Below are 18,884 nucleotides of genomic sequence, written 5' to 3'. Positions count from 1 at the left end.
CCGGCCGACGACCCGATATGGTGTTCGACGGCCGACTGCCCGACGACGAGACGGCGAACGACCGGAGCCTCGAACCGCTGTTCTACGTGTTCGTCGCGGCCCCGACGCTCCTCGGGGCGGCCCACCACGTCGACCACGTCGTCCGTGGCAACCACGTCGGCTGGCCACTCACACCGGAAGTGAACCCGTTCACGTACAGCCTCGCCATCTACGCGCTCATCGCCATCAGCCTCTACCTCTCGGGGACCAGACGCGTCGACGCCAGATACTGGGCCGGCTTCTTCGCGTTCAGCGCTGCCATGCTCGCGTACCTTCACCTCAGTCCGTGGGCGGTCGAGCCGCCACGGGACGTGGTGGCTCCCTACGCCAGCCCGGTCGTCGGCTACCTCGCGTTCGCCACGCTGCTCGCGCTCATCGCGTCGGTCGTCGTCGGGTCCGCCTACGCCGCCGTCCTCTGGCGGCGGAGCGAAGCGACGGTAGACGGCCCCGAGTGACCCGACGTTTTTACCGTATCACGCGCAAGTGGAGCGGGATGATGGCTTCCGAACACGGACGGGGGGAGGGACGCTGATTCGCGCCCGGTTCCGGGTGGTGCTGCCCGCGGACGTCTGGGTCGCGGAGCTCTCGACGTCGTTCTCGGACGCGACGTTCCGACTCCTCACGGGCGTCCCAAAGGGCGACCGCTCGCTGGAACTCGGCGAGGTGCTGGCCGCCGACCCCGACGAGGTCACCACCGCAATCGAGGACCACCCCGACGTCCGGACGCTCGAACGTCTGCACTCGGACGCTCACCGTGCTATCAGCCAGTACGAGGTCGGCGAGCAGGGACTGTACGAGTTCCTCCGGGAGTCGTCGCTGCCGCCGGAGTTCCCGCTGGTCGTCGAGGACGGGGAGATGGAGTTCGACGTGACCGCGACGAGAGACCAGTTCGAGGCGTTCGGCGACGCGCTCGACGCCAGCGACCGTCAGTACGAGCTCCTCACGGTCGTCCAGGTGGAGGAGGGGGACGCACTGTTGACCGAGCGGCAGCGAGAGTGCGTCGCCGCGGCACTCCGGGAGGGGTACTTCGAGGTGCCCAGGGACTGTACCCTCGCAGAGCTGGCGGACTCGCTCGACGTGGACAAGTCGACCGCGAGCGAGACGGTTCGCCGTGGGACGGCTCGCATCGTCGAGCAGTTCCTGGTCGGTCGGCGCTGACCGACGTGTCGACCACCGGGCCGAGTTCGCTCCGTCCGTCTACTCGGCCGCCGTCGTGATGTAGACACGCCACTCGTCGTCACCGGCCCGCTCCGTATCGTGTTCGAAGCCTCGGTCCGCCAGTACGCTGTAGAGGGGTTCCGGCTCGAAGCTGTTCACCAGCAGCAGCGTCTCTCGATCTCCGAGCGTCTCCAGCTCGGCGACGATGTCGCTGAACGGTTCGCCGTCGATCTCCCGCGCGTCGAGGCGCACGTCGTAGTCGGCGGGCATCGACTGCACGTACTCGGGGCGGGCGTGAGGCGGTTGCCCCGAAGATGTTCAGCTACGCGAGGGTACGGCGGAGACTGTCGACGGACTTCGCGACAAAGAACCCGACGACGGCCGCGATGGCGACTGCGCCCGGGCCGTCGAGGACGAACGCCAGGGTGGCGGCGAGCGCGACGAGGGCGAGTTCGAGGCGTCGCGCCACGAGCACCTGGGTGAGTACGGAGTGGGTCGAACTAGTCACACCCAGCGAGAAGAGCGGCCGGCCGGAGTGTGTGACCCCGAACACGTTCGCGCTACGCGGGGTCCGGGTCGAATCTCTCCGGGTTCGCGATTCTCGGCGGGCGGCTATCGACCCGGACACGTTCGGGTGGCCGATGCCAGGCCGTCAGTCCGTAGTGTCCGCGAGCAATCGCCGAATCTCGTCGTGCTCTCGGGCGTCCTCGGGCAACGTCGCCGCGTCGAACAGCCCCGTCGCCCGGGTCACGCCGGGGTGGTCCGAGCCCTCGCGCTCGATCTCGAGGGAGCCGTCGACGCGGTGACCGACGAACTGTGCGAGGGGGAGCGGGACGCTCGCGCCGTTCGCGTACTGGAACTCGATGCGGCCGGTGTACAGCAGGTCCGTGAGTTCGACGTCGAGTCCTGTCTCCTCGCGAGCCTCGGCGCGCGCCGCGTCTGCCGGCGTCTGGTCGCGTTCGACGACGCCGCCCGGCGGTTCCCAGAAGCCGCCGGGGTTGTAGACGAGCACCGTCTCCTCGCGGGTGGCCGTGTAGAACACGATCACGGACGCGATGCCGCCGATACGCTCCAGTTGGTCCTCGACGGTCGCCGGCGGTTCGTCGGGGTCGAACGAGCGCGGCCCGAACTCGAGGGTGTCGACGGTCCGTGTCGTCCCCCAGTCGGCCCGCAGGTCGGCGAGAACGCGATCCGTCCGTTCGGCGACCTGCGCGCGGACCCGGGGCCAGTCCTCGACAGTCATCGGCACACCTGACAACACGCCAGCATTTAGTTCTGCCGTCGAATCGTTCGTGACAGTTCTCGCCCGAACGTGTTCGGCACGCTCTACTCCCTGGTAGCTGACCTACGAACCACCATGACATCAGTATCCCACGACGACGTCGAGAGCGTGACCGACGGCGTCCACGAGAACTCCTGGTCCGCGAACCTCGAGAAGCCCCGCCACGCCGAGGACCCGGCCCTCGTCGTCGAGGAGGCCGTCGACGCGGTCGAACACACCGCCCCGGGCTACCACGTCAACCTCGTCACCCACGGCGACCACGGCCACCCGGAGACGTACCTCTTCGGCGCGCTCGCGGACGCCCTCGACGACGGCGTCGACTGGGAGTACGTCGAGCAGTGTGGCTGTGGCGGTCACGTCACGCGAGTCCACGTCGAGTAGCGGCGACGCCGCCCGTCAGGAGTTCTCCGGCAGCCCCTCCAGTTCGAGCTCTCGCAGCTCCGACGTGATGGCGTCCTCGTCGCGGTCCGCGTCGTGTTGCTCGCGCTCGTGTCGCTGGACGACGTCGATGGCCTCCGCCCGGTCGGGAGAGCGCGTTCGGAACCCGCAGTCCTCGCACTGGTACTGGTAGTATCGGCGGTGTTCAGCCATTGTCGGTCCCGTGTGAACGTTTGCCACTCGCGACCAAAACGGTTGCCCCGTCAGTCGGCGTCCTCGGGTCGACCGCCGAGCCACCCTGAGCGGACGCGACCGTGTCGCCAGACGACGCCGAGGAGGTTCGCCGCGAACAAGACGAACCCGACGAGCAGGAGGACGCCCCCGACTACTGCGACCACCTCCGGGAGCACGCCCGCTCGCGAGAGTACCAGTGCGAGTGCGCCGACGACGAGCAGCGTCCAGTCGACGGCCGCCAGCCTGTCGTCGTAGAGGTCGTCGATCATCGGCACGGGCTCGAAGCCGAGGCGGTCGCTGTACTGGTGGACCCACACGACGAACGGGACGACGTGATACAGCGACCCCGCCACGACGAAGCCGACGACACCGACGAACAGCAGGTGCACCCCGACCTCGGGGCCGAACAGGGTCGCCCGCGAGAGAGGGTCGCGCACCCAGGCGGTCGCTGTAGAGACGCTCCAGGCGACGAGAGCGACGGCGACGACGGCGTACCGCGTGAGCATCGGCGTGCGTTCGACCTGCGTCTCCGCGAGCTTCCGCGCGAGAACGACCGCGAACGCGACCACGCCAGCGACGACCAGCGCGGCGCCGACGAGCGCGAGCCACCGGACCGCGAGCAGCCGCCCGGTCGCCAGTGCGACGACTCCGGCGGGGTAGGTGTACTCGACTCGCGCGAGGTGGCCGTCTACTCCGTGGAGCTCCGTCTGCGTGAACATCGTCGCGAGCTGGTAGAGGGCGCCGAACACGGTGGCGAGGACGGCGCCGAACACCGCGAGCGTGGCGTGTGCGCCGACGACCTGCGGACGCGTGACGCCTGCTGCCGGGAAGACTGGCATCGTGAAGTCGAGCGCGAGCAGGAAGCCCAGCGTCCCGACGACGGCGAAACTGCCGAGCGCGAACGCGAAGTGGGCCTCGGTGGCGTCGAACCGCTCGACCCGCGCGAGCGTCCGCCCGAGGTTGTACGCGAACGTCCAGATGCCGGTCAGGAGGATGCCACCGAAGCCGTGGATCCAGTGTGGCCGGGCGGCGAGGAACGACCACGCCAGACCGGCGACGCCGACGGTGACGAGCGCGAGGGTGACGTTTGCGAGCCGCCGGGAGTGCAGCGGGACGTTCGACCAGACGGGGACGAACTGGGTCATCGCGCCCATGATGGTGAGACAGACCCAGCCGACGAGGAGGAGGTGGACGTGTGCGAGCGCAGCGAGGCCCGGCGCGCTGTCCAGCAGGCCAGCGAGGCCGACGCCACCGCCCGCGAGGAGGAAGGCGAAGCCGACGAGGAAGTAGCGCAGTGGCACCGTCATCGGGGGCTGCTGGTCGGTTGAGAGTCCGCCGGGGACGGCGCTCATAGTGGAACCGAGGGCGGCCCCGCGGCTGTCGGTTCCGCCGAACGTGTTCGCCTCAGGCGAGGGTCTCGTCGGCGAACTGCGGGAGGTTGGTGGCGAACTGCTTGATGGCCGTCTCCTCGGCGCGGTGGAGCGTCTCGCTGAGCGTCGACTTGGCCGTGTCCACTTCCTCCGCGAGTTCGGTGAGCGTGCACTCCCGCGGGGTGTCGTAGTAGCCGGCCTCGATGGCGGCGACGAGCAGTTCCTGCTGGCGCGGCGTCAGCAGTCGCTCGGAGTCCCCGGACTCGTAGAGGTAGCCGACGTCGAACTCCATGCCGAAGGCGTCGAGCTGTTCCCGCAGCGCCGAGAGCTTCGCGTGCGGGGCGACCACCTCGAGGCTGGCCTTCCCGCCGGTCAACTCCAGCGGCGGTTCGAGTGGGAGGCCGGCCTCCCGGAGCGTGAACAGCAGCAGTGGTTCGTCGGTCTCGAACTGGACGAGCACGGAGTCGTCGTCGCGTTCGAGCGGTTCGAGGCTGAGGACGGACTCCTCGGCCTGCATCGCCTGGAGCACCTCGACGACGTCCGGGCCGCTCAGTTCGAGGAGCGCGACGCCCTCGTTCTCGTGGGAGAACGCCGCGAGCACGCGGAACAGCGTGTCCGGGTGGGCGGCGGAGATCTGCGAGATCCAGACCGAGTCGGGCAGGTCGATGGTGAGTTGGGCGCGGGCCATGCGAAGATGTTCGGACGTACCCACCGGAGCCCCATGAATGCTTCCCGAACATGTTCGCTCGAACGCGTTCGGGGGAACCGGTCAGTCCTCTCCCGCCCTACGTAGCCCTATGGCCGCGACCACCGACTGGGAGACCCACTTCGACGGGACCGGCGCACCACTGGACCGCGACCACGAACTCCTCGACGTCCGGGACCTCGGGCCGCCGAACCCGCTGGTCAGGACTCTCGAGTTGCTCCCGGACCTCCCCGAGGAGACAGTGCTCGTGCAGGTCAACGACCGCGCGCCCCAGCACCTCTACCCGAAACTGGACGACCGCGGCTACGAGTTCGCCTCCGTGGAACGCGAGAACGACGTCGTCACTGCCATCTGGCGGCCGATACCCTGACTCAGTCCGTCCGCCTCGCCAGCACCAGCAACGCGGTGCTGTCCTCGACGGCGTGCGGGGAGATGTCCTGCGCACCGTCGAAGCGGGCGACCTCGCCCGCGGTCACGGACACCGTCTCCTCGCCCAGCGAGAGGTCGAGTTCCCCCTCCAGCACGTGACAGACGACCTGTCGCTCCGGGTGCTGGTGGGCGGGAACTGAGTCGCCCGCGTCCAGGGAGAGGCGCACCGTGTGCGGTTCTCTCCCGGGGAAGACGTGGGCGTGCGGCGACTCTGTTAACGCGCCGAGGTCGACGACGTCACTCATTCCTTCGGGAACTTGGCGACGAACTCCTCCGGGCCTCGCTGTTCGACGTCGTACCCCTCCGCGTCGAAGTCGTCCTCCTCTGCCTGCATCTCGTAGAACAGCGGCTTCGGGTCGTGGTCGTTGATGATCTCCATCACTTCGCCGCTCTCCATGTCGTGGAACGTCGTCTTGATCTGCGGGTGGCGGTCCTTCGGCGGCACGTCGCGGACGTCGAGTGTCGGCATACGACTCGGAGTAGACGTGCCCACGTATCCCGCCTTTCCCCGAACACGTTCGGTTCCACTCGCGGGAGGGGTCGTCCGTCCGCTGCGCGCGCTCAAATCGGGCTCTGGCGACCGGACCACGCGTCGGGCCGAAGCCGGGACCACCGACTGGTGAGGTCTGCCGCCAGTGCGTCGAAGATCGCCAGGCCGACCGGCGTGGCCTGCTCGGCGTACACCTCGACTGCGGTGTCGTCGCCGTCCGGGACGTCGACGAGTTCTCCCTCGACGACGACGCTGCACCAGTCGTCGGGGTCGGTCCACTCGTAGGCGACGAACGTCGCTCCAACGCCACCGGCGAGGTGACGTCGCTTCGCGCTGCCGGGCGTCGACAAGAACTGGAAGAGACACCGGTCGCCGACGGTGTCGTAGGCGACGGAGACGGGGAAGGAGTAGGGCGCGTCGGTGTGGAGCGTGAGGACACCGTCACCAGCGTTCTCGAGGAACGTCGCGACAGCGGCGTCGGTCATCTCGACGCCGGGAGTCGTGTCGGACGAGCGTAGATCGGACATGTTCGGCAGTACTGCTTCGACTCTCTGGGCTATCAACGGGCGGCCGCTTCCAGAGACCTGGGAACTCACGAGCCGCCGCTCCCGCGGTTCCCACGAGTGGTTTAACAACTCGCTCTCGGTGCTTTATCAATGACACCTACTCTGAACGGCTCGGCTAACAGCCGAATTAATAACCCCGTGGCGGTTAGGTTCATCCAATGACCCAACCTGACGCCACCCGCGACGACGCGACAGTGGTGGCGTTCTCCGTCCCGGACATGGACTGCCCCTCCTGTGCGGGCAAAGTCGAGAACAGCGTGCAGGGACTCGACGGTATCGAGGACGTCGACACCCAGATTACCACCGGTAAGCTCACGGTCACCTACGACCCGGAGCGCACGGACGAGGACGCCCTCGTGGCGGCCGTCGAGGCCGCAGGGTACGAGGTGACCGACCGGCCGGGAGCCGACGCCGACGAGGCAGCCACCTCCGTCTGGAAGAGTTCTCGCGCGCTGAAGACGTGGACCAGCGGCGTCTTCGTGGCCCTCGGCTTCCTCCTCGAGTTCCTGCTGACCGGGAGCAACGTCGGTATCGCGGAGGTGCTCGGCACCGAACTGCTCGTCTCCGACGCGCTCTTCCTCGCGGGCATCGTCGTCGGTGGCCAGGCCATCGTGCGGAACGGCTACTACTCGCTGCGCAACGTCAGCCTCGACATCGACCTCCTGATGAGCGTCGCCATCCTCGGCGCCATCGCCGCCAGCCTGGCGTTCGGCGAACGCCTCTACTTCGAGGCGGCGACGCTCGCGTTCCTCTTCAGCGTCTCCGAACTGCTGGAGCGGTACTCGATGGACCGCGCGCGCAACTCTCTGGAGGAGCTGATGGAACTGTCCCCGGACGAGGCGACCGTCCGGCGCGACGGTGAGGAGGTCACAATGCCCGTCGAGGCGGTCCGCGTAGGCGACAGCGTGGTCGTCCGCCCAGGCGAGAAGATCCCAATGGACGGCGTCGTCGTCGGCGGCGAGAGCGCGGTCAACCAAGCGCCGATCACCGGAGAGAGCGTCCCCGTCGACAAGATTTCGGGCGACGAGGTGTACGCGGGCACCATCAACGAGGAGGGGTACCTGGAGGTCGAGGTGACCGCCGAGTCGGCGGACAACACGCTCGCCCGCATCGTCGAACTGGTCGAGGACGCGCAGTCGAACAGGACCGAACGCGAGCAGTTCGTCGAGCGGTTCTCCTCGTACTACACGCCAGTGGTCGTCGGTGCGGGCATCCTCGTCGGGGTCGTCCCACCGCTCCTGCTGGGTGGCGCGTGGGCGACGTGGATTCTCCGCGGACTCACGCTGTTCGTGCTCGCCTGCCCGTGTGCGTTCGTCATCTCGACGCCGGTCTCGGTCGTCTCGGGTATCACGAGCGCGGCGAAGAACGGCGTGCTCGTGAAAGGTGGCAACCACCTCGAGGCGATGGGCGCCGTCGAAGCGGTCGCGCTCGACAAGACGGGCACGCTAACGAAGGGCGAACTCGCCGTCACCGACGTGGTCCCGCTGAACGGCCACACCGAGGAGGAGGTTCTGCGGTGCGCACGAGGACTCGAGATCCGCAGCGAACACCCCATCGGCGACGCCATCGTCGAGGCGGCCGAGGGGCACGACGTCGAGGCTCGCGAGGTCGCGGCGTTCGAGAGCATCACCGGGAAAGGTGTCACCGCGGACCTCGGAGGTCGGACGCACTACGCGGGGAAACCGGGACTCTTCGAGGAACTCGGTTTCGACCTCTCGCACGTCCACGCGGCGACCGACGGCGGCGTCGTCACTGCGAAGAGCCGGAACCTCTGCGACCGCAACGGCTGTCTCGACCTGCTCGAGGACCTCGTGCCGCGCCTGCAGTCCGAGGGCAAGACCGTCGTCCTCGTCGGCACCGAGGACGAACTGGAGGGTGTCGTCGCGGTCGCCGACGAAGTCCGTCCGGAGGCCGCGGCGTCCGTCCAGCGCCTGCGGGACCTCGGCGTCGAGCGCACCGTGATGCTCACCGGCGACAACGAGCGTACGGCGCGGGCCATCGCGGAGGCGGTGGGCGTCGACGAGTTCCGCGCGGAACTGCTGCCCGAGGAGAAGGTCGAAGCGGTCGAACAGCTCACGGCGGAGTTCGAGGCGGTGGCGATGGTCGGCGACGGAGTCAACGACGCGCCCGCGCTCGCCACCGCGACGGTCGGTGTGGCGATGGGTGCGGCGGGGACGGACACGGCCCTGGAGACCGCCGACATCGCGTTGATGGGCGACGACCTCACGCGACTGCCCTACCTCTACGACCTCTCGGGGCGGGCGAACCGCGTCATCCGGCAGAACGTCTGGACCAGTCTGGGCGCGAAGGCCGTCCTCGCCGCGGGCGTCCCGCTCGGTCTCGTCCCGATTTGGGTCGCGGTTCTGGTCGGCGACGCGGGGATGACCACTGCCGTCACCGGCAACGCGATGCGGCTCTCCCGGGTGACCCCGGAGCTAGAGGCGTCCGGAGACTGACCGGGCGAGAGTCCGCTGTCGACACTTCTGGTCGCCACTCAGACGTTGGATAGAAGAGCAGCAGGATGTAGGATAGCCGCAGTGACGTCGCCGACTACAGCTTGACGACGTTCTTGTTGGCCAGCGACTCTGGCACGCTGACCCAGTACTCGGTCTGGGAACCGAACTGCGTCGTGATCGTCAGCTGCGCCTGCTCGCCCTCGGCGAGTGCGTCACCGTCGATCGCCGACGAGTCCATGACGATGTTGATGCGGGTGTCCTGGCTGATCAGCACTTTCTCCTCGTCGCCCTTCACCGCCTCGGTGGTGAAGTTCCCCGCCTCGGAACTGGCGTCGAGGGTCTGGTTGTACGTGAGGGTCTTCGCCTCGTCCGGGCCGATCCACTGGACGGTGGCCTCCGAGAGGTTGATGTTCTCGGCGCCCGCCGCACGCATGACCGTGACGTTCACGTAGTCGATGTTTTCGCTCTCCGTGACGTTACCGTAGGCCGAGACCACGGTGACGCGATTGGAGACCTGAGCAGATGCCTCCTCACCAGTGGCTTCGCTCTTGGTCTGCAGGAAGCCTGCGGTGTTGATGAGGACGCCAGCGGCGATCGCGGCGACCAGGACCATCGCGATGAACACGATGAGTGTCCCGATACCCACCTGACCGCGCTCGTCTTCGTCGGTGATGAACTCGAACATTACGCGACTCGCTCTTGGCCCACGGGTGTATATAAACGTTGAGCGCAGTCATCAGACGTGATAATCGCACGACGGCGAACCCTTCAGTCGAGTGAACAGTCCGCTCGTCGACGAGGGGGTCCACCCCGGTGATCACTGCTACTGGACCTTGTCGGCGAACTGCTCGCGGACCTTCGATACCTTCGGCGCGACGTTCACCGTGCAGTACGCCTGGTTCGGGTGCTTCTCGAAGTAGTTCTGGTGGTTCTCCTCGGCGCGGTAGAACTCCTCCAGCGGTTCGATCTCGGTGACCACGTCGTCGTCGAAGGCGCCCCTGGATTCGAGTTCGTCGACGAACGCCGCCACCCGTTCGCGCTGGTCGTCGTCATGGTAGAGCACGATCGAACGGTACTGGGAGCCGACGTCCGGGCCTTCCTGGTTCAACGTGGTCGGGTCGTGGACGGTGAAGAACACCTCGAGGAGGTCCTCGTAGTCGAGTACGTCACTGTCGTAGGTCACCTGCACCACCTCCGCGTGGCCCGTCGTGCCGTTGCAGACCTCGCGGTAGGACGGGTCCGCGACGTCCCCGCCTGCGTAGCCGGAGGTCACGTCCGTGACGCCGGTGAGTTCCTCGAACGCGGCCTCGACGCACCAGAAACATCCACCGCCGAACGTCGCCGTGTTCGTCGTCATAGCCGGGCATAAGCGACCGGACCGGTTAACGGCACCGGGAGGGGAACGGTCTCCAAGAGCGCCTCCGCGGCACGACATCGACTCCGGAACGTAGCGGTTACCAGACCCCGTGGGTCTGAGTAGCACAGTACCTTTCAGTCAGGGCTTCGTTAGTACTAGTGTTCGTATAAATCAGCGTCACGACTCGGCCCCAAATCCACCAATGGAGAACCACAGCCGGTCACTGTCGACGGACGAACTGCTCGAGATCGCCGCGGACCAGACCCGGCGAATCGTCCTCTCGCAGCTCATCGAGGAGGGCGAGTCCAGGGTCCAGGTCGAGGAGCTAGTGAGCACCGTCTGTGCGGAGACGGGGCCGACAGTCGGAGAACACCCGACCGGCCACGAGACGGTTCGGACGCGACTCCACCACCGCCACCTCCCGAAACTCGCGGCTGCCGGCGTCATCGAGTACGAGGAGGACCGCCACTGCGTCCGCTACCACCCGAACGAGCGCCTCGAGGCGCTCCTGGACTTCCTCGAAGAACGAGGGTGACTGGGCGGTCTCTACGCCTCGGCCTCGTAACCGGCGTCCTCGACGGCCGAGACGAGTTCCCCAGGGTGGGCGGGGAACGACACCGCTTCTGCTGTGCGTCGTGCCAGGCCCGCTACGAAGAGCGATACGAGCGACTGGACGCCGACGCGTAGCGAGGACGGAAACCGCTAAGCCCCGGGCCCACCGAGTACGGGCGTGCGCCGGCACCAGTTCGTCGTCCGTTCGCTGACGGCACTCACGCTCGTGCTGGTCAGCTTCGTCATCCTGGGGTTCAGCAGGCTCGTCCTCCCCTACCGCGTCGCCCGGCTACTGGCCGCACCGACCCTCGTGCTCGCCGTCGCGCTCACGCTCGTCGTACTCGTCCAGGCCCTCCTCGTCGCAGTCGGGCTCCGCGAGTTCGACTGAGCGTGGGGTTCAGCGGCGACTGTAGCGTCCGAATCATATACGTGTCGCCGCGGCCAAACGAAAGACGATGAGTGACGACGCCGCGTCCGACGGGCCCGACAGCCGCCGTGCTCTCCTCGCAGTCGTCGCGGTTCTCGGGCTCGTCGCCGCCTCTACGGCCGCCCCCGTCCTCGCCGGACAGACACCGCTCGGGGGTCTGGACTCCCCGCAGGCGCCGAGCGACGCGCCCGAGTTCCTCCGCCAGTTCGACGGGCTCCGGGACGCCTTCGAGCAGAACCAGGCCGAACTCGACGTCGAGGGGAGCAGCGGTGTGTTCGGCGCCCTCTCGCTGGGCGACTCGACGAGCGTCGGCGGGCCGATATCGCAGTCCCAGCGAACCCAGGCCGCGACGCCCCACTTCGTCGCCGAAACCGACGAGCCACAGTACTGGCGGACCGGCGCGTACGTGGCGTACACTGGGTCGGGGTGGGAGCGCGACAGCGTCAATCGGATCGAGGCCTCACCGTCGGTCGAGCGACGGTCGGAGTCCCGACACACGGTCACGCTGCGCCAGGCCGCGACGGCGCTCCCGTCGCCGTGGCGCCCCTTCGACCTCGAGTACACCTGTACCGGCGCCGAATCCTGTGGGCAGGAGTTCTCACAGACGGACACGGGCGGCGTTCGTGCTCGCCCGGGACTCGACGCCGGCGAGGAGTACAGCGTGGAGACCCTCGACCCGGTGAGCGACGAGAGCGACCTGCGGGACATCCGCGTCCGGGGGAGCATCGCCTCCACGAAGTACACGACCGTCGAGACGACCGACCGGGTCGAACAGCTCTCCGAACGCCTCGTCGGCGACGCCGACAACCGGTACGAGGCCGCGAGAACCGTCGAGACGTACCTGGAGAACGAGAAGAACTACTCGCTGAGCGACGTCCCCGAGCCGGGCGACCAGATCGCCGACCAGTTCCTCTTCGAGCAGGAGCAGGGGTACTGCGAGTACTACGCCACCGCGATGGTGGTCATGCTGCGCTCTCAGGACGTCCCCGCGCGCTACGTCGCCGGCTACGCGCCCGGCGAGCGCGTCGGCGAGGACCGCTACCTCGTTCGCGGTGCGGACGCCCACGCGTGGGTGGAAGTGTACTTCGAGCAACTGGGCTGGGTCCGTTTCGACCCGACGCCGAGTGCGCCCCGGCAGGCCGCAGACGAGCGCCTCGGGGAGAACTCGCCGTCCTTCCGCGTGCAGTTGAACCAGTCCGCGATCCCGGGCGAGACGGTGACCGCCTCGGTCACTACCGCCGGCGTCCCGGCGTACAACGTCGCGGTGTCCGTCAACGGCGACCGCGTCGGCTACACGGACGCGGACGGCGAGGTGACGTTCACGGTCCCGTACGCTGAGACGCTGGAGGTCACGGTCGAACCCAGGGAGAACGACACGACCGAGCCGAGCGGAGCCGAGTCCGGCAGCAGCTACGCCGGTGGACTCGGAACGGCGGCGTTCGCACAGCAGGACGACGGCGACGGCTCGAACGGCACGACACAGGAGTTCGACGTGAACACGAACGTACGGTTCCAGTTCGACGGCGAGGTCGAACCCGGTGCGGAGCGCTCGCTCCTGGTGACGCTCGGGGGCAAACAGTTCGAGAACGCCACGGTCGGCGTCGCGGGGGTGCAACAGGGGCAGACGGACGCGGACGGCCGCGTGACCGTCGAGATACCCGACGACGCCAGCGGTGTCGTCGAACTGACGGTCAGTCGGGGCGACCTCACGAAGACGAGGACGTACCCCGTCGAGGACCTCTCGGTCGCCGTGTCGCCGTCGCTGGTGGCGCCGTTCCCGACCACGACCGCCACCGCACACGTCACGTCCGGCGGCGAGGCGGTCAGCGACGTCCCCGTCCAGTTGAACGGCGAGACTATCGGCACCACCGACGCCGAGGGTCGCGTGCAGTTCGAGATACCGCTCTCCCGGGTGCCCGCCGTGACGGCGTCCGTGGGCGGCGACCGCGCGAAGACGTACGTCGACGGCGTCCTCCCGACGCTCGCAGTAGCCGTGCTCGCGGTGCTCGCCGCGCTCGGCGGCGTCGTGGTCGCCGCCCGGCGGACCGGCGTCTCGCTCGACTCGGTGCTCGACGCGCTCGTGCGCGTCGTCGGGGAGGCGGTGTCCGCGATGGTCGGGGCGCTCGTGAGCGTGGTAGACGCCGTCGAAGAGCTGACGGCGGAGTTCCGGGACGCCGCGGAGGACGGCTGGCGCGGCGTGCTGGCGTGGCTCGCGTCGCTCCCCGGACGCCTCACCGTTCCCGACGTGGGCGCGTGGCTCGCGGGCGTCGTCGCGGCCGCCAGGAGCCGACCCGACGAGGAGGGGAGAGCGAATGGGACGAACGGTGCGGACGGCGACCGTGCCGCGGCCGGCCACCTGCAGTCGGTGTGGCGGCGGTTCGTGACGCTCGTCGGGGTCGAGCGCTGGCAGACGAAGACGCCCGGCGAAGTCGCCCGACGAGCGGTCCGCGCGGGGTTCCCGCGGGGGCCAGTGTACGCACTGACGAACGCGTTCCGCGACGCGGCCTACGGCGGCCGGTCGGCGGAGTCGCGTCTCGACCGGGCCCGGTCCGCGCTCGCCTCGCTGCGCGACGACGAGGAGGAGGGAGAACAGTGACGAACGCCCGCCAGACACTGCTCGGCGCGCTCGGCGTAGCGAGCATCGCTGTCGCAGCCGGCATCGCCGTCGGCCTGGCGCCGGCCGCCCTCACTGGCCCGGTGTCCGGCCTCGACGCGACGCTCGCGACTGGGGTTCTCGGCTCGCTGCTGGTCGGCTACGCGCTCGTGCAGCGCCGCAGCAACGACGCTCGCGACGGCCCCGTCCCGCTCTCCAGGGAGCGCTCGGCGACGGAACCGGGTGACCCCGGCGAGTCGGTCGACGACGCGCTCAAACTGGCGACGGGGGACGCGAACGCGCCGCTCACGCAGGAGGCCCGCGCGAGCGTGAGAGAGAAGGTGCGGGTGACCGCCGTCCGCGCGTACGCTCGTCGGCACTCGGTCGACGAGACGGTCGCGGCCGAGGCCGTCGCCGCCGGCGAGTGGACCAGCGACGTCGTCGCGGCGGCGTTCGTCGGCGACGAGCGCGCACCGCCGTTCCCACTGCGGGAACGTCTCAGAGGGTGGCTCCACCCGGAGCGGGCCTACAGGAGTCGCGCCGAACGCGCGGCGAACGCGGTCCACGCCCTCGCCACGGAGGTGTCGCAGTGACCACCCAGTCGCGGTTCGCCGGCGCGCTCCTGGCGACGCTGACGCTCGCCGCCGCGGGCGCGCTCAGCGGGCAGCGAACCCTGTTCGTCGCCGCCGCGATCCCGCTCGCGTTCGTCGTCTACGGAGCGATCTCGACGCCAGCGAGCGTCGAGAACCTGCGGGTCACCCGGACACTCTCGAAGGAGTCGCCGCTCCCCGGCGACCGGGTCCGGGTCACGCTGACCGTCGAGAACGTCGGCGACAGCGTCCTCCCGGACGTGCGCGTTGCCGACGGTGTCCCGGACGGACTCCGCGTCGTCGAGGGACAGAGCGAGGGGGCGTTCGCCGTTCCCGCGGGGGAGACGGCCACCGTCGAGTACACCGTCGTCGCCGACCGCGGACAGTTCCCGTTCGACCCGCCGACGGTCCGGCTCCGGGGGATGGGCGCGGCGGCCACCCGGACCGCGCACGTCGAGGCGACGGGTGTCGAGACACTGGACTGCCGCGTGACCGTCGCGGACATCCCGCTTCGTCGCCAGACCACCGCCCACGCGGGCACGCTCCCGACGGACTCGGGCGGACCCGGCATCGAGTTCCACTCCACGCGGGACTACCAGCACGGCGACCCCGTCAGCCGCATCAACTGGCGGCGGTACGCCAAGACGGGCGAACTCTCCACGGTCAACTACCGCGAGCGGCGTGCAGCGGCGGTCGTGCTCGCCGTGGACGCCCGCGAGTCGAGTGACGTGTCGGCCCACAGTGGGACGCCCTCGGGCGCCGCACTGTCGGCGTACGCCGCGGCGCAGGCCGTCGAACCACTGGAGTCCGGCGGCCACCAGGTCGGACTCGCGGTGTTCGGCCTCGACGATCCCCTGACGGGCGCGACCGACCCCGCGTGGGTGCCGCCTGGGTCCGGGGACGCCCACCACGCACGCCTCTCCTCGGTACTGGACGCCGCCCTCGACGGGGAGGGGCCGATCGACGACGAAGATACCCCTGCGACCGCTGGCTCCGACGGGGAAGCCGAACCAGCGCCCACCACAGAACCCGCGACGGCCGACGGTGGGAGACCCTGGGCGGGCGCGGCCGACGGCGAGGACGCCCGCGTGAAGCGGTTCGCCGGTCGCGTCTCGCCGCGCACGCAGGTGGTCGTCTATTCGCCGTCGCTCGACGAGTTCCCGGCGATGCTCGCCCGCCGCCTCGTGGCCGACGACCACCGGGTCACCGCGGTCTGTCCGGACGTGACCACGACCGACACTCCCGGACGCACGCTCGCCGCCGCCGACCGCACCCTGGCAATGGACGCGCTCCGTGCGACGGGCGCCCAGGTGGTCGACTGGTCGCCAGACGAATCGCTGTCGAGTGCTGTCTCGCGCGCCGCTGCCGCGGTCGAACGGGGGTCGCGATGACGACGAGCACCACCGTCCGGCGGCCGACGCTGGTCGCGGGTCTCGCAGTGCTTGCAGTCGTCGCGTACGCCGTCGACGACGCCAGCTTCACGTACGGGAACCTGGCGGTGGTCGCCGCTGTCGGCGGCGCCGTGCTCGCCGTCTCGACGGGGCTGGCTAGCCGCGAGGAACCGCTCGCGGTGTTCGGCGCGTCCGTGCTCGCGCCGGTCGGTGGCGTCGCCGTCCTCGCGGCGATGGCGCTCTCGCTGTCCGACCTCCCGCTGCTGGACGGGCTCCTCGACCCGTTCGTGCTGCTCGCGCTGGCCGCCGCTGGCTTCGGCGCGGTCGCGGCGTTCACGAGCGGCGTCGGCGGGGGTGCAGTCGGCCGCGCGTTCTCTGTCGTCGTCGCCACCACCGCGCTCCCCGGACTCGCGGCGGTCGGCGCCATCTTCCTCGAACTGGACGCTCAGACCGGGTTCATCGCCGGACTCGCGGGCGGTATCGCCGACATCGCCGTGACGCCCACGGGCCGCCCCATCGACGTGGTCGTCTTCTTCGTCCTGCTCGCGGTGACAGCGCGGGCGCTGGCTGCGGCCGCGGACGCCGCACCGCTGGTCGAACTCGCGCCACGGCACCGCCGGGACGCTGTCGCGCGCACGACCCGGTGGCTCGTCGTGGTCTGTCTCTCAATCTGGCGACTTTTCGCGGTGGCGTGGGTGGCGGCCTTCGTCGCACTCGTCACCGGCGCCGGCCAGTCGATGGTCGCCCAGGTGCCGTCCACCATCGTCTCTGTCGTCGGGACCCTGGCCTCGGCCGAACCGCTACGCCCGCTCATGTTCGCGACCATCGCCGTCTCGCTGCTCTCCTACGCCGGCCTCCGACTCGCGCGACTCGCGACCGGCGACCACCGGGAGAGTCTGCGGCGGGTCGCACCCACTGTCGGCGGCGGCGTGCTCGCGGTCGCAGTCGGCGTCGTGTACGCCGCCCAGCTCGTCGACGCGGCGCGAGAGTCCACCCCCGAACAGGCGCTGCCGTTGCTCGAGAACGCCGTCCGCGTGTTCGGTGAACCGGCGCTCGCGCTCGCCGCGCTCGTCCTGCCGCTGGTGGGCCTCGCGGGCCTCCTGCTCGCGTTCGCCGCACTCGGTCGCCTCCGCGCGGTCCCACAGCGCGGCACGCCCGCGGCCGTCGCCGCCGCTGGACTCGTCCTCGCGGGCGCCGTCGCGGGGGTCCAGAACGCCAGCCCGGGGTTCGTCTTCGGCCTCGTCGCCGCCGGCATGGTCGCCTGGGACACCGGCGAGTACGGCGTCGGTCTCGCCGCGGAACTCGACCGTCGGGCGCCCACGGCGCGCGTCGAACTCGTCCACGTCGCGGCCAGCGTCGTCGTCGGCGTGCTGGCCTACCACGGCGCGAACGCGCTCTACGGTGCCACGGCAGGCTCCAGCGTCCCGACGACGCCAGCGGCGCTGGCAGCCCTCGTCGCCGCGGGTGTCGGCCTCGCGGCACTCGTCGCCGCGCTCGCGGACTGACAGAGGAGGAGTTATGTCGGGTCGCTGCCAACCCCTGGTATGCTCGAACTGTACGTACAGCCGCTCTGTCCGTACTGCCGGAAGGTCAAGCGCGTCCTGGACGAACTCGGGTTGGAGTACACGACCCACCGCGTCTCCTTCTTCAAGTTCCGTCGCGACGAGGTGCGAGAACTGAGCGGCCAGTCACAGGTGCCCGTGCTCGTCGACACGGACCACGGCGTCGAGGGGATGAACGAGAGCGACGACATCGTGGCGTACCTGCGGGAGACGTACGAGTCGTAGTTTTTGGTCCAGGTTTTTGCCGCGAGGCGCGCGGAGCGCGCCGAGTGGGAAAAAGGTGGGCGACCTGACATCGTGGCGTACCTGCGGGAAACGTACGGGTCGTAGCGTCTGGTCTGGGAGTTACGAGACGGTGGGGACCTCGACGCGGTCGAGGACGTCCCGGACGACGTCGGCGGAATCCGTGTTCTCGACGGTCGCCGCGCCGGTGAGGACGAGGCGGTGGACGAGCACCGGACGGGCGACGCGTTTCACGTCGTCGGGGGTCACGAACTCGCGGCCGTGGATGACGGCGCGAGCGCGGGCGACCTCGAAGAGGCGCTGGATACCGCGCGGACTCACGCCGACCTCGACGCGGTCGTCCTCGCGAGTGGCGCGGCCGACGTCCACGACGTAGTCGCGCACGCCGTCGGCGACGGCGACCGTCTCCGGCACCGACTGGAGGTCGGCGAGCGCGTCGTCGGGGACGACCTGGGAGACGCCGGGCGTCGTCGTGGTGCGGTCGGCGCGACGGTCGATGAGTTCGCGCTCGCCGGTACGGTCCGGGTAGCCGATGCCCGCTTTCACGGCGAAGCGGTCGCGCTGGGCCTCGGGCAGTCGGAACGTCCCCTCCTGCTCGACGGGGTTCTGCGTCGCGATGACGAAGAAGGGGTCCGGGAGCTGGCGGGTCTCGCCGTCGACGCTGACCTGCCCCTCCTCCATCGCCTCGAGGAGCGCGGCCTGGGTCTTCGGCGGCGCGCGGTTGATCTCGTCCGCGAGCACCACGTTCGCGAAGACGGGACCGCGGTTGAACGTGAACGATTCGGTGGCGGCGTCGTAGACGTGCGAGCCGGTGATGTCCGCGGGGAGGAGGTCCGGGGTAAACTGGATGCGGGTGAACTCGAGACCGAGGGCGTTCGCGAGGCTGCGGGCCGTCAGGGTCTTCCCGGTGCCGGGGACGTCCTCGAGGAGGACGTGGCCGCGGGCGAGCGCACCGGAGAGCACGGTCTCCAGGAACTCGCGCTCGGTGACGACCGCCTCGCTCACCGCGTCGATCACGTCGGTGCACGTCTGGGCGGCGGAGTCGACGTCCATTCGACTGT

25 protein-coding genes are annotated in these 18,884 nt (G+C 69.5%); 13 read left to right on the top strand and 12 right to left on the bottom strand.

Features of this window, described 5'->3' with window-relative positions:
* The first annotated feature begins 17 nt into the window (after positions 1-17).
* Together LT965_RS15525 and LT965_RS15520 are read left to right on the top strand one after the other, a co-directional pair.
* Positions 18-494, top strand: a complete 477-nt coding sequence (locus LT965_RS15525; RefSeq protein ID WP_232701769.1) for a hypothetical protein — start codon at positions 18-20, stop codon at positions 492-494.
* Between the two features lie 97 nt (positions 495-591).
* Positions 592-1,197: a helix-turn-helix domain-containing protein gene (locus LT965_RS15520; RefSeq protein ID WP_232701768.1), complete on the top strand. Its 606-nt coding sequence runs from the start codon at positions 592-594 to the stop codon at positions 1,195-1,197.
* 39 nt (positions 1,198-1,236) lie between these two features.
* On the opposite strand, the gene LT965_RS15515 is transcribed toward LT965_RS15520, so the two are convergent.
* From LT965_RS15515 to LT965_RS15505, 3 genes are all read right to left on the bottom strand, one after another.
* Positions 1,237-1,467: a DUF2249 domain-containing protein gene (locus LT965_RS15515; RefSeq protein ID WP_232701767.1), complete on the bottom strand. Its 231-nt coding sequence runs from the start codon at positions 1,465-1,467 to the stop codon at positions 1,237-1,239.
* 52 nt (positions 1,468-1,519) lie between these two features.
* On the bottom strand, positions 1,520-1,705 hold the full coding sequence (locus LT965_RS15510; RefSeq protein WP_232701766.1) for a hypothetical protein: 186 nt from the start codon (positions 1,703-1,705) through the stop codon (positions 1,520-1,522).
* A gap of 144 nt (positions 1,706-1,849) precedes the next feature.
* On the bottom strand, positions 1,850-2,440 hold the full coding sequence (locus tag LT965_RS15505) for an NUDIX domain-containing protein (RefSeq protein ID WP_232701765.1): 591 nt from the start codon (positions 2,438-2,440) through the stop codon (positions 1,850-1,852).
* A gap of 114 nt (positions 2,441-2,554) precedes the next feature.
* Here LT965_RS15505 and LT965_RS15500 point away from each other — a divergent pair, with 114 nt between their 5' ends.
* A complete protein-coding gene (locus LT965_RS15500) occupies positions 2,555-2,860 on the top strand; it encodes a CGCGG family putative rSAM-modified RiPP protein (RefSeq protein ID WP_232701764.1) in 306 nt (101 codons plus the stop codon).
* A gap of 15 nt (positions 2,861-2,875) precedes the next feature.
* Here the strand turns inward: LT965_RS15500 and LT965_RS15495 are convergent, their stop codons facing one another.
* Genes LT965_RS15495 through LT965_RS15485 form a run of 3 tightly spaced genes read right to left on the bottom strand, consistent with a single transcriptional unit; the run spans position 2,876 to position 5,149 of the window.
* On the bottom strand, positions 2,876-3,070 hold the full coding sequence (locus LT965_RS15495) for a hypothetical protein (RefSeq protein ID WP_232701763.1): 195 nt from the start codon (positions 3,068-3,070) through the stop codon (positions 2,876-2,878).
* A 50-nt stretch (positions 3,071-3,120) separates the two neighbouring features.
* On the bottom strand, positions 3,121-4,443 hold the full coding sequence (locus LT965_RS15490; protein ID WP_232701762.1) for a heme-copper oxidase family protein: 1,323 nt from the start codon (positions 4,441-4,443) through the stop codon (positions 3,121-3,123).
* Between the two features lie 52 nt (positions 4,444-4,495).
* Positions 4,496-5,149: a helix-turn-helix domain-containing protein gene (locus tag LT965_RS15485; protein WP_232701761.1), complete on the bottom strand. Its 654-nt coding sequence runs from the start codon at positions 5,147-5,149 to the stop codon at positions 4,496-4,498.
* A gap of 109 nt (positions 5,150-5,258) precedes the next feature.
* Here LT965_RS15485 and LT965_RS15480 point away from each other — a divergent pair, with 109 nt between their 5' ends.
* Positions 5,259-5,537, top strand: coding sequence for a DUF2249 domain-containing protein (locus LT965_RS15480; protein ID WP_232701760.1), 279 nt, complete (start codon positions 5,259-5,261; stop codon positions 5,535-5,537).
* A 1-nt stretch (position 5,538) separates the two neighbouring features.
* Here the strand turns inward: LT965_RS15480 and LT965_RS15475 are convergent, their stop codons facing one another.
* From LT965_RS15475 to LT965_RS15465, 3 genes are all read right to left on the bottom strand, one after another.
* A complete protein-coding gene (locus LT965_RS15475) occupies positions 5,539-5,841 on the bottom strand; it encodes a cupin domain-containing protein (RefSeq protein WP_232701759.1) in 303 nt (100 codons plus the stop codon).
* Positions 5,838-6,065, bottom strand: a complete 228-nt coding sequence (locus tag LT965_RS15470; protein WP_232701758.1) for a DUF2249 domain-containing protein — start codon at positions 6,063-6,065, stop codon at positions 5,838-5,840. Before LT965_RS15470 ends, LT965_RS15475 begins: the two co-directional genes overlap by 4 nt.
* Positions 6,066-6,157: 92 nt before the next feature.
* Complete coding sequence (locus LT965_RS15465) at positions 6,158-6,613, bottom strand: pyridoxamine 5'-phosphate oxidase family protein (RefSeq protein ID WP_232701757.1); 456 nt, start codon at positions 6,611-6,613, stop codon at positions 6,158-6,160.
* A gap of 197 nt (positions 6,614-6,810) precedes the next feature.
* Here LT965_RS15465 and LT965_RS15460 point away from each other — a divergent pair, with 197 nt between their 5' ends.
* Positions 6,811-9,108 carry a heavy metal translocating P-type ATPase gene (locus tag LT965_RS15460; protein ID WP_232701756.1) on the top strand — a complete coding sequence of 766 codons (2,298 nt, stop codon included), beginning with the start codon at positions 6,811-6,813 and terminating at the stop codon, positions 9,106-9,108.
* A 94-nt stretch (positions 9,109-9,202) separates the two neighbouring features.
* On the opposite strand, the gene LT965_RS15455 is transcribed toward LT965_RS15460, so the two are convergent.
* The gene (locus LT965_RS15455; protein WP_232701755.1) at positions 9,203-9,793 is read right to left on the bottom strand and encodes a flagellin; all 591 of its coding nucleotides are present in this window, start codon (positions 9,791-9,793) and stop codon (positions 9,203-9,205) included.
* A 138-nt stretch (positions 9,794-9,931) separates the two neighbouring features.
* The gene (gene msrA, locus LT965_RS15450; protein ID WP_232701754.1) at positions 9,932-10,465 is read right to left on the bottom strand and encodes a peptide-methionine (S)-S-oxide reductase MsrA; all 534 of its coding nucleotides are present in this window, start codon (positions 10,463-10,465) and stop codon (positions 9,932-9,934) included.
* Between the two features lie 202 nt (positions 10,466-10,667).
* Between msrA and LT965_RS15445 the strand changes: the two genes are divergently transcribed.
* The 8 genes from LT965_RS15445 (at position 10,668) to LT965_RS15415 (ending at position 17,805) form a co-directional block, all read left to right on the top strand.
* Positions 10,668-11,000, top strand: coding sequence for a DUF7344 domain-containing protein (locus tag LT965_RS15445; protein WP_232701753.1), 333 nt, complete (start codon positions 10,668-10,670; stop codon positions 10,998-11,000).
* Positions 10,997-11,152 (top strand): hypothetical protein, encoded by a 156-nt coding sequence (locus LT965_RS16735; RefSeq protein ID WP_432419299.1) that lies wholly within the window; start codon positions 10,997-10,999, stop codon positions 11,150-11,152. Before LT965_RS15445 ends, LT965_RS16735 begins: the two co-directional genes overlap by 4 nt.
* 43 nt (positions 11,153-11,195) lie before the next feature.
* The gene (locus LT965_RS15440; RefSeq protein WP_232701752.1) at positions 11,196-11,405 is read left to right on the top strand and encodes a hypothetical protein; all 210 of its coding nucleotides are present in this window, start codon (positions 11,196-11,198) and stop codon (positions 11,403-11,405) included.
* A 67-nt stretch (positions 11,406-11,472) separates the two neighbouring features.
* A complete protein-coding gene (locus LT965_RS15435; RefSeq protein ID WP_232701751.1) occupies positions 11,473-14,040 on the top strand; it encodes a transglutaminase domain-containing protein in 2,568 nt (855 codons plus the stop codon).
* A complete protein-coding gene (locus LT965_RS15430) occupies positions 14,037-14,630 on the top strand; it encodes a DUF7269 family protein (protein ID WP_232701750.1) in 594 nt (197 codons plus the stop codon). The genes LT965_RS15435 and LT965_RS15430 overlap by 4 nt, the downstream gene beginning before the upstream one ends.
* Positions 14,627-16,018: a DUF58 domain-containing protein gene (locus LT965_RS15425; RefSeq protein WP_232701749.1), complete on the top strand. Its 1,392-nt coding sequence runs from the start codon at positions 14,627-14,629 to the stop codon at positions 16,016-16,018. Before LT965_RS15430 ends, LT965_RS15425 begins: the two co-directional genes overlap by 4 nt.
* A complete protein-coding gene (locus LT965_RS15420; protein WP_232701748.1) occupies positions 16,015-17,523 on the top strand; it encodes a DUF7519 family protein in 1,509 nt (502 codons plus the stop codon). The genes LT965_RS15425 and LT965_RS15420 overlap by 4 nt, the downstream gene beginning before the upstream one ends.
* Positions 17,524-17,562: 39 nt before the next feature.
* Complete coding sequence (locus LT965_RS15415; protein WP_232701747.1) at positions 17,563-17,805, top strand: glutathione S-transferase N-terminal domain-containing protein; 243 nt, start codon at positions 17,563-17,565, stop codon at positions 17,803-17,805.
* 120 nt (positions 17,806-17,925) lie between these two features.
* On the opposite strand, the gene LT965_RS15410 is transcribed toward LT965_RS15415, so the two are convergent.
* Positions 17,926-18,876, bottom strand: coding sequence for an AAA family ATPase (locus LT965_RS15410; protein WP_232701746.1), 951 nt, complete (start codon positions 18,874-18,876; stop codon positions 17,926-17,928).
* Between the last annotated feature and the right edge of the window lie 8 nt (positions 18,877-18,884).

This window comes from Halobacterium wangiae, assembly GCF_021249345.1.
GTDB classification, from domain to species: Archaea; Halobacteriota; Halobacteria; order Halobacteriales; family Halobacteriaceae; genus Halobacterium; species Halobacterium wangiae.
Note: the sequence above shows the minus strand (reverse complement) of the source record. Positions and strands in the feature narration are given on the sequence as shown.

What these genes read in the sequence shown, in the direction of transcription:
- LT965_RS15525 (WP_232701769.1), top strand. Translation starts at nt 18, where the DNA reads ATGGTGTTCGACGGCCGACTGCCCGACGACGAGACGGCGAACGACCGG.
- LT965_RS15515 (WP_232701767.1), bottom strand. Translation starts at nt 1,467, where the DNA reads ATGCCCGCCGACTACGACGTGCGCCTCGACGCGCGGGAGATCGACGGC.
- LT965_RS15505 (WP_232701765.1), bottom strand. Translation starts at nt 2,440, where the DNA reads ATGACTGTCGAGGACTGGCCCCGGGTCCGCGCGCAGGTCGCCGAACGG.
- LT965_RS15500 (WP_232701764.1), top strand. Translation starts at nt 2,555, where the DNA reads ATGACATCAGTATCCCACGACGACGTCGAGAGCGTGACCGACGGCGTC.
- LT965_RS15495 (WP_232701763.1), bottom strand. Translation starts at nt 3,070, where the DNA reads ATGGCTGAACACCGCCGATACTACCAGTACCAGTGCGAGGACTGCGGG.
- LT965_RS15490 (WP_232701762.1), bottom strand. Translation starts at nt 4,443, where the DNA reads ATGAGCGCCGTCCCCGGCGGACTCTCAACCGACCAGCAGCCCCCGATG.
- LT965_RS15485 (WP_232701761.1), bottom strand. Translation starts at nt 5,149, where the DNA reads ATGGCCCGCGCCCAACTCACCATCGACCTGCCCGACTCGGTCTGGATC.
- LT965_RS15480 (WP_232701760.1), top strand. Translation starts at nt 5,259, where the DNA reads ATGGCCGCGACCACCGACTGGGAGACCCACTTCGACGGGACCGGCGCA.
- LT965_RS15475 (WP_232701759.1), bottom strand. Translation starts at nt 5,841, where the DNA reads ATGAGTGACGTCGTCGACCTCGGCGCGTTAACAGAGTCGCCGCACGCC.
- LT965_RS15470 (WP_232701758.1), bottom strand. Translation starts at nt 6,065, where the DNA reads ATGCCGACACTCGACGTCCGCGACGTGCCGCCGAAGGACCGCCACCCG.
- LT965_RS15465 (WP_232701757.1), bottom strand. Translation starts at nt 6,613, where the DNA reads ATGTCCGATCTACGCTCGTCCGACACGACTCCCGGCGTCGAGATGACC.
- LT965_RS15460 (WP_232701756.1), top strand. Translation starts at nt 6,811, where the DNA reads ATGACCCAACCTGACGCCACCCGCGACGACGCGACAGTGGTGGCGTTC.
- LT965_RS15455 (WP_232701755.1), bottom strand. Translation starts at nt 9,793, where the DNA reads ATGTTCGAGTTCATCACCGACGAAGACGAGCGCGGTCAGGTGGGTATC.
- msrA (WP_232701754.1), bottom strand. Translation starts at nt 10,465, where the DNA reads ATGACGACGAACACGGCGACGTTCGGCGGTGGATGTTTCTGGTGCGTC.
- LT965_RS15445 (WP_232701753.1), top strand. Translation starts at nt 10,668, where the DNA reads ATGGAGAACCACAGCCGGTCACTGTCGACGGACGAACTGCTCGAGATC.
- LT965_RS15435 (WP_232701751.1), top strand. Translation starts at nt 11,473, where the DNA reads ATGAGTGACGACGCCGCGTCCGACGGGCCCGACAGCCGCCGTGCTCTC.
- LT965_RS15420 (WP_232701748.1), top strand. Translation starts at nt 16,015, where the DNA reads ATGACGACGAGCACCACCGTCCGGCGGCCGACGCTGGTCGCGGGTCTC.
- LT965_RS15415 (WP_232701747.1), top strand. Translation starts at nt 17,563, where the DNA reads ATGCTCGAACTGTACGTACAGCCGCTCTGTCCGTACTGCCGGAAGGTC.
- LT965_RS15410 (WP_232701746.1), bottom strand. Translation starts at nt 18,876, where the DNA reads ATGGACGTCGACTCCGCCGCCCAGACGTGCACCGACGTGATCGACGCG.